This is a genomic window from Mesorhizobium sp. BR1-1-13 (assembly GCF_020165515.1).
In the GTDB taxonomy this organism is placed as follows: Bacteria; Pseudomonadota; Alphaproteobacteria; order Rhizobiales; family Rhizobiaceae; genus Mesorhizobium.
The window spans coordinates 60,582-73,925 of record NZ_JAIUIH010000003.1; the positions used below are offsets into that span (position 1 = coordinate 60,582).

General features: G+C 62.8%; 8 protein-coding genes. 2 read left to right on the plus strand and 6 right to left on the minus strand.

Annotated elements, in window-relative coordinates:
- The first annotated feature begins 384 nt into the window (after positions 1-384).
- Together LB533_RS07825 and LB533_RS07830 are read left to right on the plus strand one after the other, a co-directional pair.
- A complete protein-coding gene (locus tag LB533_RS07825) occupies positions 385-666 on the plus strand; it encodes a transcriptional regulator (RefSeq protein WP_140501636.1) in 282 nt (93 codons plus the stop codon).
- 165 nt (positions 667-831) lie between these two features.
- Entirely contained in the window at positions 832-1,758 is a 927-nt protein-coding gene (locus tag LB533_RS07830; RefSeq protein WP_224676998.1) for a Gfo/Idh/MocA family protein, read from the plus strand.
- Between the two features lie 47 nt (positions 1,759-1,805).
- On the opposite strand, the gene LB533_RS07835 is transcribed toward LB533_RS07830, so the two are convergent.
- The 6 genes from LB533_RS07835 to rplA all read right to left on the minus strand — a co-directional run bounded on the left by LB533_RS07835 (position 1,806) and on the right by rplA (position 13,344).
- Positions 1,806-2,471 carry an O-methyltransferase gene (locus LB533_RS07835; RefSeq protein ID WP_224676999.1) on the minus strand — a complete coding sequence of 222 codons (666 nt, stop codon included), beginning with the start codon at positions 2,469-2,471 and terminating at the stop codon, positions 1,806-1,808.
- Positions 2,472-2,556: 85 nt separating this feature from the next.
- Positions 2,557-6,753 carry a DNA-directed RNA polymerase subunit beta' gene (rpoC, locus tag LB533_RS07840; protein ID WP_140638046.1) on the minus strand — a complete coding sequence of 1,399 codons (4,197 nt, stop codon included), beginning with the start codon at positions 6,751-6,753 and terminating at the stop codon, positions 2,557-2,559.
- A 135-nt stretch (positions 6,754-6,888) separates the two neighbouring features.
- Positions 6,889-11,025: a DNA-directed RNA polymerase subunit beta gene (gene rpoB, locus LB533_RS07845; RefSeq protein ID WP_140638045.1), complete on the minus strand. Its 4,137-nt coding sequence runs from the start codon at positions 11,023-11,025 to the stop codon at positions 6,889-6,891.
- Positions 11,026-11,286: 261 nt separating this feature from the next.
- The gene (gene rplL, locus LB533_RS07850) at positions 11,287-11,664 is read right to left on the minus strand and encodes a 50S ribosomal protein L7/L12 (RefSeq protein ID WP_027146630.1); all 378 of its coding nucleotides are present in this window, start codon (positions 11,662-11,664) and stop codon (positions 11,287-11,289) included.
- Positions 11,665-11,718: 54 nt separating this feature from the next.
- Positions 11,719-12,237 carry a 50S ribosomal protein L10 gene (gene rplJ / locus LB533_RS07855; protein ID WP_126054425.1) on the minus strand — a complete coding sequence of 173 codons (519 nt, stop codon included), beginning with the start codon at positions 12,235-12,237 and terminating at the stop codon, positions 11,719-11,721.
- Positions 12,238-12,645: 408 nt separating this feature from the next.
- On the minus strand, positions 12,646-13,344 hold the full coding sequence (gene rplA / locus LB533_RS07860) for a 50S ribosomal protein L1 (RefSeq protein ID WP_140501624.1): 699 nt from the start codon (positions 13,342-13,344) through the stop codon (positions 12,646-12,648).

Sequence of the window (13,344 nt, forward strand, 5' to 3'; positions counted from 1 at the left end):
GTCTTGCCCGAACAAATCGCAGAGGAAGCGGATACCGCTTCGTGCACGCCGGAAATGTCTTTTCGCTCGTAAAACGAACCCTGTTTGAGGCAAACTCCAAAGCGTGTCGCTTCGGAAGGGAGAGCCTCACATCGGTTCTGACTGGGCGGCTTCTACTCGCAAGCCCGCGTACCGTCAACCCCGGAGCGGCAAATATTGCATTGAAGCCGGGGCTTGGCAGCCATGCGTAAACCGCATGTAATTTTCTTTCGTCATTTTGCAAGGGCGAGGAAGAAAGTGCCAAGCCTTTAGCAAAGTGAATGGCGTTTGGCTGTTGCGCGGCGCGGCTTCATGCGAAAAAGCCGCATGAACAGTCAAAGCCCCTCGCCGCGAAGGAATCGGCCCGTGAACGACAACGAGGAACGCCCGGTCACCATCATCACCGGCCGGGTGTGGAAGAGAAAAGGCGGCAAGCCGGAAGGCGTGCACGTCATGCTGGTTGCGCCCGATGACGATTCGGCGGTGCGCCGTGCGCTCGAATCGCTGGCGGCTGAGGGTTACGCCGAAGCCGAGCTCGACCAGATCGGCGACATGGAGGGCGAGCCCGACGAGGAGCCGCATCTTTCGGCCTTCCAGGGCGCGCTCGAAGGCGAAGTGTCGATCGTGACCTTCGATGTGCCGATCTGAAAGCATGCCGGCCCTCGTCGTTCGAATCGGCGCTGGAGCCTTCCAACGAGTGAAAGGCCGGCGCTGCAGCTCCGGCAAAGCCGGAGTTGACCCTTCGGCTCCGGCTTGCCCAGGGCACGTGTTCTGATAAGAAGCGCTCACCATCACACAGCAGACGGAGCGGCCGTGTCCCAGCCCATCAAGATAGGCATTGTCGGTGTCGGCAAGATCGTCCGCGACCAGCACCTTCCGGCGCTCGCCAAGGACCAGGACTACCGGCTGATCGCGGCGGCCAGCCGCCACGGCAAGGTGGACGGCATCGCGAATTTTCCCGATATCGAGACGATGCTTGGCGCCGTTCCCGAACTCGACGCCGTCTCACTCTGCATGCCGCCGCAATTCCGCTACGCTGCGGCGCGCACCGCGCTCGAGGCGAAGAAGCACGTGTTCCTGGAAAAGCCGCCCGGCGCCACGGTCAGCGAGGTCGAGGACCTGAAGGCGCTGGCGGCGAAACAGGGCGTGTCGCTGTTCGCCAGTTGGCATTCGCGCTATGCCCCGGCGGTGGAAGCGGCACGGACATTCTTGGCATCGACGAAGATCAGATCAGCGGCGATCGTCTGGAAGGAAGACGTGCGCCGCTGGCACCCGAACCAAGACTGGATCTGGCAGCCTGGCGGCTTCGGCGTCTTCGATCCAGGCATCAACGCATTGTCGATCGCGACCTACATCCTGCCCGCCATGTACATCACCTCGGCCGCGCTCGATTTCCCGGAGAACCGCGACGCGCCGATCGCCGCCCAGGTCGCCTTCCGCGCGGCAAATGGTTCGGCGGTGACGATGGATCTCGATTGGCTCCAGACCGGACCGCAGAGCTGGGACATTCTCGCCGATACCGATGCCGGCAAGATGGTGCTCTCGGGCGGTGGTTCGAAGCTCGCCATCGACGGCCGCGTCGTCCATGAAGAACCGGAAGCGGAATATCCTGAACTCTACAGGCGTTTCGCCGAGATCGTGCGCGCCGGTATCTCCGATGTCGACCTGGCGCCGCTCCAGCATGTCGCCGACGCCTTCATGCTCGGCAAGCGCAATGTGGTCGAAGCGTTCTTCGACTGAACAGCGACTGTCGCCCGGATCTCTGATCCGGCCGCCATCGCAACAACTCAATCGACAATCGCTATGGCAAACCCGTCATAGCTCTTGGCGCCGACAGTCTGGATCGCGGTGCCGTCCAGGCGCTTGTCGCCGCCGATGAAGGAGAATGCAGCGCGTGCACCTTCGACATTGGCGTCGTTGCCATCCTCATCGAGCACCGCGCCGTCACGGATGACGTTGTCGCAGACGATGACCGTCCCTGAGCGCGACAGCCGCATGGCCCAGGAGAGATAGTTGGGGTTGTTCGGCTTGTCGGCGTCAATGAAAACGAGGTCGAACGGCCCGGCATTCTCGGCGCCCAGCGCAGCGAGCGATTGCAGCGCCGGCCCGACCCGCAGATCGACCCGTTCGGAAACCCCTGCCCGCTCGAAATTCGAACGCGCGACCTTGGCATGGTGCGGATCGAGTTCGAGCGTCACGATCTTGCCGCCGGCCGGCAATCCCCGCGCCATCCAGATGGTGGAATAGCCGCCCAGGGTGCCAATCTCGAGCACCTTTTTCGCACTGCTGATGCGCACCAGCAGCGAGAGGAGCTTTCCTTGCGCCGCCGAGACGTCGATCGCCGGCAAGCCACCGTCGCGGTTGGCCGCCAGGACCGCGTCGAGAACGGGATCCGCCTCGAAGAGCGAGGAAACGATGTAGTTATCGACAGCCGTCCAGGTTTTCGTGCTCATCTGTCTTCCTCTCTCGTTCGTTGAAACGAAAAAGCCGCCGGGTTGCCCCGGCGGCCTTGTTGCCTGAGATTTCGTGCCGCCGCGCTTACTGCGCGGCGGTTGTCATGTCGGCCAGCATCGGCTCGGCGACTTCGACACCGGAGGCCTTGCGGCGCTCGTCGATGATCAGTTCGTCGCGCGAGGTCGCGATGCGGCGGATCTGGCTCATCGTGCCGCCGGTACCGGCCGGGATCAGCCGGCCGACGATGACGTTTTCCTTCAAGCCCTGCAGCATGTCGGTCTTGCCGGCAACCGCGGCTTCCGTCAGCACCCTGGTCGTCTCCTGGAAGGAGGCGGCCGAGATGAAGGACGGCGTCTGCAGCGAGGCCTTGGTGATGCCGAGCAGCACCGGCTGACCTTCGGCCGGCTTCTTGCCGTCCTCGACCAGGCGCTCGTTGACCTCTTCCAGTTCGATCACGTCGACGTGGTCGCCCGGAATATAGGTCGAGTCGCCCTGCGTGGTGATCTCGACCTTCTGCAGCATCTGGCGAACGATCACCTCGATGTGCTTGTCGTTGATCGACACGCCCTGCAGACGGTAGACCTCCTGGATCTCGTTGACGAGGTAGGACGCAAGCGCCTCCACGCCCTTGATCGCCAGGATGTCGTGCGGCGCCGGATTGCCGTCGAGGATGTAGTCGCCCTTCTCGATGACGTCGCCGTCCTGGAGATGGAACGGCTTGCCCTTCGGGATCAGGTATTCGACAGGCTCAAGCGTCGAGTCATGCGGCTCGATGATGATGCGGCGCTTGTTCTTGTAGTCGCGGCCGAAGCGGATCGTACCATCGATCTCTGCGATGATGGCGTGATCCTTCGGACGACGGGCCTCGAACAGCTCGGCAACACGCGGCAGACCGCCGGTGATGTCCTTGGTCTTGGCGCTTTCCATCGGGATACGCGCCAGGACGTCGCCCGGGCGAACCTGAGCACCCGGCTCGACCGAGAGAATGGCCTCGACCGAGAGCAGGAAGCGGGCATCGCCGCCCTTCGACAGCTTGCCGACCTTGCCCTTGGCGTCCTGAACCACGATCGCCGGCTTCAGGTCGTTGCCGCGCGGCGTCGAACGCCAGTCGATGACCTCACGCTTGGTGATGCCGGTCGATTCGTCGGCCGTTTCCTGGACGGAAATGCCGTCGACCAGATCCTCGAACGCCACCTTGCCCTCGATTTCGGTGAGGATCGGGCGGGTGTAAGGATCCCACTCGGCGATGCGCTGGCCGCGCTTCACCTTGTCGCCATCGTCCACGAAGATGCGCGAACCATAGGTGACGCGGTGCGTTGCGCGCTCCTTGCCGGCCTCGTCGAGGATCAGCACCGCCATGTTGCGGCCCATGACCATCTGCTGGCCGTCCGAGTTGCGCACCACGTTGCGGTTGCGGATCTCGACCTTGCCCTCATAAGAGGCTTCAAGGAACGAGCTATCCACCACCTGCGCCGTACCGCCCATGTGGAAGGTACGCATGGTGAGCTGGGTGCCCGGCTCGCCGATCGACTGCGCTGCGATGACGCCGACGGCCTCGCCCTGGTTGACCGGGGTGCCCCGGGCCAGATCGCGTCCGTAGCAGACCGCGCAGACGCCGACCCTGACTTCGCAAGTCAGCGCCGAGCGGATGCGGACCGACTGCACGCCGGCCTTTTCGATCTGCTCCACGTCGCGCTCGTCCATCAGCGTTCCGGCCTTGACCAGCAATTCGCCGGTCACCGGATGGTTGATGTCGTCGAGCGCGGTGCGGCCCAGCACGCGCTGGCCGACCGAAGCGACGACCTGACCGGCATCGACGATCGGCTGCATGGTGAGGCCCTTGTCGGTGCCGCAGTCCACGGAGTTGACGATGCAGTCCTGCGCCACGTCGACCAGACGACGGGTGAGATAGCCCGAGTTCGCCGTCTTCAAGGCGGTGTCTGCCAGACCCTTGCGGGCGCCGTGGGTCGAGTTGAAGTACTCGAGCACGGTCAGGCCTTCCTTGAAGTTCGAGATGATCGGCGTCTCGATGATTTCACCCGACGGCTTGGCCATCAGGCCGCGCATGCCGGCGAGCTGGCGCATCTGGGTGGGCGAGCCGCGCGCACCGGAGTGCGACATCATGTAGATCGAGTTCATCGGCTTTTGACGGCCGCTGTCCTCGAACTCGACCGCCTTGATGCGGGCCATCATTTCGTCGGCGACCTTTTCCGAGCACTTGGCCCAGGCGTCGACGACCTTGTTGTACTTCTCGCCCTGCGTGATCAGGCCGTCATTGTACTGCTGCTCGTATTCCTTGGCCAAGGCCTCGGTGTCCGACACCAGCTTGATCTTGGTGTCCGGGATCAGCATGTCGTCCTTGCCGAACGAAATGCCGGCACGGCAGGCATGAGCGAAACCGAGAGCCATGATGCGATCGCAGAAAATGACCGTCTCCTTCTGACCGCAATGGCGGTAGACGGTGTCGATCATCTTGGAGATGTTCTTCTTGGTCATCTCCTGGTTGGCGGTCTCGTAAGGCACGTTGACGTTCTTCGGCAGAAGCTCGCCGATGATCATGCGGCCAGGCGTGGTGTCGTAGATCTTCGACACCACCTTGCCCTCGGCGTCGACCGAGCGGAAGCGGCCCTTGATCTTGGCGTGCAGGGTCACCGCCTTGGTCTCGAGCGCGTGCTGGAGTTCGCCCATGTCGGCAAACACCATGCCCTCGCCCGGCTCGTTCTGGTTGACGATCGAGAGATAGTAGAGACCCAGAACCATGTCCTGCGACGGCACGATGATCGGCGCGCCGGAAGCCGGGTGCAGGATGTTGTTGGTCGACATCATCAGCACGCGGGCTTCCAACTGCGCTTCCAGCGACAGCGGCACGTGGACCGCCATCTGGTCGCCGTCGAAGTCGGCGTTGAAGGCCGTGCAGACCAGCGGGTGCAGCTGGATCGCCTTGCCCTCGATCAAGATCGGCTCGAACGCCTGGATGCCGAGGCGGTGCAGCGTCGGCGCGCGGTTCAAGAGCACCGGATGCTCGCGGATGACCTCGTCGAGGATATCCCAGACTTCCGGACGCTCCTTCTCGACCAGCTTCTTGGCCTGCTTGACGGTCGAGGAGTAACCCTTGGCGTCGAGGCGGGCGTAGATGAAGGGCTTGAACAGTTCGAGCGCCATCTTCTTGGGCAGGCCGCACTGGTGCAGCTTGAGCTCCGGACCGGTGACGATGACCGAACGGCCGGAATAGTCGACGCGCTTGCCGAGCAGGTTCTGGCGGAACCGGCCCTGCTTGCCCTTGAGCATGTCCGACAGCGACTTCAGCGGACGCTTGTTGGCGCCGGTAATGACCCGGCCGCGGCGGCCGTTGTCGAACAGCGCGTCGACGGCTTCCTGCAGCATGCGCTTTTCATTGCGCACGATGATGCCGGGGGCACGCAACTCGATCAGCCGCTTCAGACGGTTGTTACGGTTGATGACGCGTCGATAGAGATCGTTGAGGTCCGACGTCGCGAAACGTCCGCCGTCCAGCGGGACGAGCGGGCGCAGGTCCGGCGGGATCACCGGAACCACCTTCATGATCATCCATTCAGGACGGTTGCCGGATTCCATGAAGTTCTCGACGACCTTGAGCCGCTTGAGATACTTCTTCTGCTTCAGCTCGGACGTGGTCGAAGCCAGCTCCGAACGCAGATCGCCGGCGATCTTCTCCAGGTCCATGCCGGCCAGAAGGTCATGAATGGCCTCGGCGCCGATCATGGCGGTGAAGCTATCCTCGCCATATTCGTCGACGGCGATCATGTACTCTTCCTCGCTGAGCAGCTGGTGCTCCTTCAGCGCGGTGAGGCCGGGTTCGGTAACGATGTAGTTCTCGAAGTAGAGGACGCGCTCGATGTCCTTCAGGGTCATGTCGAGCAGCGTGCCGATGCGCGAGGGCAGCGACTTCAGGAACCAGATATGGGCGACGGGTGCCGCCAGCTCGATATGGCCCATGCGCTCGCGGCGAACGCGCGACAGCGTGACTTCGACGCCGCACTTTTCGCAGATGACGCCCTTGTACTTCATGCGCTTGTACTTGCCGCACAGACATTCGTAGTCCTTGATCGGGCCAAAAATGCGCGCGCAGAACAGACCGTCACGCTCCGGCTTGAAGGTGCGGTAGTTGATGGTCTCCGGCTTCTTGATCTCGCCGAACGACCAGGACAGAATCTTCTCAGGGCTGGCGAGCGATATCCGGATGGAATCGAACACCTGCGCCGGCGCCTGGGGATTGAAGAGATTCATGACCTCTTGGTTCATGCCGTTCTCCTTTCGGGGTCCTCGAAAACCCCTTGCATCTGATGCGGGGCGAATGCCCGCTGAGTGGTCGGCCCACCGGCCGAAGAATTTGGTGCACCCGGTCGCGGAAGCCTCTCCCGCGACCGGGTGTCTTGTTTATTCCGCTGCGTCGGGCAGCCGAACCGGGGCTTCGTCGAGCTTGGTGTTCTCCAATTCGACGTTGAGGCCGAGCGACCGCATCTCCTTGACGAGAACGTTGAAGCTCTCGGGAATGCCGGCCTCGAAGGTGTCGTCACCGCGGACGATCGCCTCGTAGACCTTGGTGCGGCCGGCGACGTCGTCCGACTTCACCGTCAGCATTTCCTGCAGCGTGTAGGCGGCGCCGTAGGCTTCCAGTGCCCAGACCTCCATTTCGCCGAAGCGCTGGCCGCCGAACTGCGCCTTGCCGCCCAGCGGCTGCTGGGTGACCAGCGAGTACGGACCGATCGAACGCGCGTGGATCTTGTCGTCCACGAGGTGGTGAAGCTTGAGCATGTAGATGTAGCCCATCGTCACCTTGCGATCGAACGGCTCGCCGGTGCGTCCGTCATAGAGCTGCGACTGACCGCTGGTGTGCAGGCCCGCCTGCTCCAGCATGACGTTGATGTCGGCCTCGTGCGCACCGTCGAACACCGGGGTCGCGATCGAGACGCCGCGGCGCATCTGCTCGCTCAGGCGAACGATGCTCTCGTCGTCATACTCGCGGACCGGCTCATTGCGGTCGTTGGCGGGCATGAAGCTCTCCAGCGTCTTGCGCAGCGGCTTGATGTCGCCGGCAGACTTGTAGGCGTCGATCATCTCGCCGATCTTCCTGCCCATTCCGGCGCAAGCCCAGCCCAGATGCGTTTCCAGAATCTGGCCGACATTCATGCGGCTCGGCACACCCAGCGGGTTGAGCACGATATCGGCATGCGTGCCGTCCTCGAGGAAAGGCATGTCCTCGACCGGAACGATGCGCGACACGACACCCTTGTTGCCGTGACGGCCGGCCATCTTGTCGCCCGGCTGCATCTTGCGCTTCACCGCCACGAAGACCTTGACCATCTTCATGACGCCTGGAGGCATTTCGTCGCCGCGCTGCACCTTCTCGACCTTGTCCATGAAGCGCTGTTCGAGCGCCTTCTTGGAATCGTCGTACTGGCCGCGCAGGGCTTCCAGTTCGCTCTGAAGCTTTTCGTTCTCCACGGCGAACTGCCACCACTGCGAACGCGGATACTCGTCGAGCGTATCCTTCGACAGCGTCGAGCCCTTCTTAAAGCCCTTCGGTCCAGCGATCGCTTCCTTGCCGACGAGCACGTCGGAAAGGCGCGCGTAGACGTTGCGATCCAGGATCGCCTGCTCGTCGTCACGGTCCTTGGCGAGGCGTTCGATCTCCTCGCGCTCGATCGCCATGGCGCGCTCGTCCTTCTCCACACCGTGGCGATTGAACACGCGCACCTCGACGACGGTGCCGAAGGTGCCCGGAGGCATGCGCATCGAGGTGTCGCGCACATCGGATGCCTTTTCGCCGAAGATGGCGCGCAGAAGCTTTTCTTCCGGCGTCATCGGGCTTTCGCCCTTCGGCGTGATCTTGCCGACCAGAATATCGCCCGGCTGAACTTCGGCACCGATATAGACGATGCCGGCTTCGTCGAGGTTCTTCAGCGCTTCTTCCGAGACATTCGGAATGTCGCGCGTGATTTCCTCCGGTCCGAGCTTGGTGTCGCGCGCCATGACCTCGAACTCCTCGATGTGGATCGAGGTGAAGACGTCGTCGGCGACGATGCGCTCGGACAGGAGGATCGAGTCCTCGTAGTTGTAGCCGTTCCACGGCATGAACGCGACCAGCACGTTGCGGCCGAGGGCCAGATCGCCGAGCTCGGTCGAAGGACCGTCCGCGATGATGTCGCCCTTGTTGACCCGGTCGCCCATGCGCACCAGCGGACGCTGGTTGATGCAGGTGTTCTGGTTCGAACGCTGGAACTTCATCAGCCGGTAGATGTCGACGCCGGACTTGCCCGGATCGAGATCTTCCGTTGCGCGGATGACGATACGCGTCGCGTCCACCTGGTCGACGATGCCGCCGCGGCGGGCGCCGATGGCGGCGCCCGAATCGCGGGCGACGATCGGCTCCATGCCGGTGCCGACGAACGGCGCTTCGGCGCGCACCAGCGGCACGGCCTGGCGCTGCATGTTCGAGCCCATCAGCGCGCGGTTGGCGTCGTCGTTCTCAAGGAACGGGATCAAGGCCGCGGCCACCGACACCATCTGCTTGGGCGAAACGTCCATCAGGTCGACGTTCTCGCGGGGCGCCATCATCACTTCGCCGGCACTGCGGCAAATGACGAATTCGTCGACAAAGCGACCATCCTTGTCGAGCTCGGCATTGGCCTGCGCGACATGGTGCTTGGCCTCTTCCATCGCCGACAGATAGACGACGTCATTGGTCAGCTTGCCGTCGACGATCTTGCGGTACGGGCTCTCGATGAAGCCGTACTTGTTGACGCGCGCGAAGGTGGCGAGCGAGTTGATCAGGCCGATATTCGGGCCTTCCGGCGTCTCGATCGGGCAGATGCGGCCGTAATGCGTCGGGTGCACGTCGCGCACCTCGAAGCCGGCGCGCTCGCGGGTCAGACCGCCCGGTCCAAGCGCGGAGAGACGGCGCTTGTGGGTGATCTCCGACAGCGGGTTGGTCTGGTCCATGAACTGCGACAGCTGCGAGGAACCGAAGAACTCGCGCACGGCGGCAGCCGCCGGCTTGGCGTTGATCAGGTCCTGCGGCATGACCGTGTCGATCTCGATCGAGGACATACGCTCCTTGATCGCGCGCTCCATGCGCAGCAGACCGACGCGATACTGGTTTTCCATCAGTTCGCCGACCGAACGCACGCGGCGATTGCCGAGATTGTCGATGTCGTCGATCTCGCCCTTGCCGTCACGCAGTTCGACCAGCGTCTTGACCACGGCCAGGATGTCGTCCTTGCGCAATACACGCACGGTGTCCTCGGCCTTGAGTTCGAGGCGCATGTTCATCTTGACGCGGCCAACCGCGGACAGGTCGTAGCGCTCGCTGTCGAAGAACAGCGAGTTGAACATGGCTTCGGCGGTTTCGAGCGTCGGCGGCTCACCGGGGCGCATGACACGATAGATGTCGAACAGCGCGTCCTGGCGGCTCTCGTTCTTGTCGACGGCGAGCGTGTTGCGGATGTAGGCGCCGACATTGACGTGGTCGATGTCGAGGATCTGGATCTCCTCCTCGCCCGTACCGAGCAGCACCTTCAGCGTCTTGTCGTCGATCTCGTCGCCAGCCTCGAGGAAGATCTCGCCGGTGGCGTAATTGACGATGTCCTCGGCGAGATAGTTGCCAAGCAGGTCCTCGTCGGTCGCCTTGATCGCCTTCAGGCCCTTTTCGCCGAGCTGGCGGGCCTGGCGGGCGGTGATCTTCTTGCCGGCCTCGACAACAACCTCACCCGTGTCGGCATCAACCAGGTCGCCGACGGCCTTCAAGCCGCGGAAACGATCGACGTTGAACGGAATACGCCAGTGATCGCCGGCGCGCTTGTAGGTGATCTTGTTGTAGAAGGTCGACAGGATCTCTTCGCCGTCCATGCCGAGCGCCATCAGCAGCGACGTCACCGGAATCTTGCGGCGACGGTCGATGCGGGCGTGCACGACGTCCTTGGAATCGAACTCGATGTCGAGCCACGAACCGCGATAGGGGATGACGCGCGCGGCAAACAGGAGCTTGCCCGACGAGTGCGACTTGCCCTTGTCATGGTCGAAGAAGACGCCCGGCGAGCGGTGCATCTGCGAGACGATGACGCGCTCGGTGCCGTTGACGATGAAGGTGCCGTTCGAGGTCATGAGCGGCATGTCGCCCATGTAGACGTCCTGCTCCTTGATGTCCTTGATCGACTTCGCGCCGGTATCCTCGTCGATATCGAACACGATCAGGCGCAGCGTCACCTTCAGCGGCGCGGCATAGGTGAGGTCGCGCTGACGACATTCGTCAACGTCGAATTTCGGTCCTTCGAACTCGTACTTCACGAACTCCAGCATCGAGGAGCCGGAAAAATCGGAGATCGGGAAGACCGACTTGAAAACAGCCTGCAGTCCCTCGTCCGGACGTCCGCCCTTGGGCTCGTCCACCATCAGGAACTGGTCATAGGATGCCTTCTGAACCTCGATGAGGTTCGGCATCTCCGCAACTTCCGGGATCTTTCCGAAGAACTTGCGTACGCGTCTGCGGCCATTGAAAGTCTGGGTCTGGGCCATCGTCGCTCCTTAGCTCTAAACTCGGGGCGAGCCTCGCCGCGGCTCGCCTTGCATCCGAACCGCCTGGGCAGCGGCTCTCTGTCTGTTCTCCGGCCCCATTACCAAACTACTTGGCGGCGGCCGGCTAAAACGGGAGAAAACCCGTTTCCTGAGGGCCGGTTTTCGGCCCTCAGGAAAGAGGTTTTCGTACATCTCGCGCTACGCAGCCTCCCCACCCGAGGGAGTGGCGGACGGCGCGAGGCCGCCCGCCGCTTGTTACGCTTACTTCAGCTCGACCTTGGCGCCGGCTGCTTCCAGCTGGGCCTTGAACTTGTCGGCGTCGGCCTTGGAAACGGCTTCCTTGACCGGCTTCGGAGCCGCTTCGACCAGATCCTTGGCTTCCTTGAGGCCAAGGCCGGTGATGGCGCGGACTTCCTTGATGACGTTGATCTTCTGAGCGCCGGCGTCGGTGAGGACGACGTCGAATTCCGTCTTTTCCTCGACCGGAGCAGCGGCAGCGGCAGCGCCGCCGGCAGCGGCAACCGCCACCGGAGCAGCAGCCGAAACGCCCCACTTTTCTTCCAGAAGCTTCGACAGCTCAGCCGCCTCGAGGACGGTCAGCTTCGAAAGGTCGTCTACGATCTTCGCGAGATCAGCCATTGTTGTATTCCTTCATAAGGTTCGAACGTGTGTTTGTGATAGCGAGGAACGGCCTCATGCCGCCTCGTCCTTCCGGGCGTAAGCGCCGATGACACGCGCGACCGAAGCCGCGGGCGCATTGACGATCTGGGCGATCCGGGTTGCCGGCGTGGCGATCATGCCAACCAGCTTGGCGCGCAGCTCGTCGAGCGACGGAAGTGTGGCGAGTGCCTTCACACCGTCGGCGTTGAGCGAGGTGGTGCCCATTGCGCCGCCGAGGATGACGAGCTTGTCATTCCCCTTGGCGAAATCGGACGCGACCTTCGGCGCCGCAATCGGATCCTCCGAATAGGCGACCAGCGTCTGTCCCTTGAACAGATCGATGATCGACGCGGAGTCCGTGCCCTGAAGAGCGATTTTGGCGAGACGGTTCTTCGCGACTTTAACGGTGCCACCGGCAGCGCGCATTTTCGACCGGAGGTCGTTCATTTGCGCGACGGTGATACCGGCATAGTGGGCCACGACCACTGAACCCGCGTTCGAGAACGCATCGTTCAGGCCCGTGACGAGTTCGCGTTTTTCCGCTCTGTCCACTGCCTATCTCCAGTTGACCCCCATCCTGCTAACGGGAACATTCCCATTCACGAGGACAGGCGTCGGGTTGCCTTTTGCCGGCCGGGCCATCCAGTAACGGATCTCCCGAACAGCGCTCGAGGATCCTGCCCCCTTTCGCCACATCGCCGGCATGCCGGACGATGCGCAGACAAAAGGCAAACACGGTTCGAACCTTTCATTGGAGCGCTTGCTCCATTGTCAGGTCTTCACCCGTCTCATGCAGGCCCACATGAATTAAGGCCCCCCTTTTCAATCAAGGCCGGGCCGCCTGCAATCTCGGACAGGATGTCCGGAAGCCTTTCGGCTCCCGGTACCGGGCCCAGAACGATCCGGGCCCGGAATTCACTTGCGGATCGACCTTCCAGCGACCGATCCAAATGGTCTTAATCAGGACGCTGCGAGCGTCGAGACATCGAGCTTGAGGCCCGGGCCCATCGTCGAGGTGACGGACACCTTCTTGACGTAGTTGCCCTTGGCGCCAGCCGGCTTCGCCTTGGTCACCGCATCGGCGAAGGCGCGGACGTTTTCTTCCAGCGCCTTGACGTCGAACGAGACCTTGCCGACGCCGGCGTGAACGATGCCGGCCTTCTCGACGCGGAACTCCACAGCGCCGCCCTTCGATGCCTTGACGGCGGCCGCGACGTCGGTGGTGACAGTACCGACCTTCGGGTTCGGCATCATGCCGCGCGGGCCGAGCACCTTGCCCAGACGGCCGACGAGCGGCATCATGTCCGGCGTGGCGATGCAGCGATCGAAATCGATCGTGCCCTTCTGGACGATGTCGACCAGGTCCTCCGCGCCGACGATGTCGGCGCCGGCGGCCTTGGCTTCCTCGGCCTTGTCGCCACGGGCGAACACGGCGACGCGGACCGAGCGGCCGGTGCCGTTCGGCAGGTTGACCACGCCGCGGACCATCTGGTCGGCATGACGGGGATCAACGCCGAGATTCATCGCGACTTCGATCGTCTCGTCGAACTTGACCGTGGAGCGATCCTTGAGCAGCTTCAGCGCGTCACCCAAGGTATAAGCCTTGTTGGGATCGATGCCTTCGCGGGTCTTCGATACACGCTTTGCAATCTTTGCCAT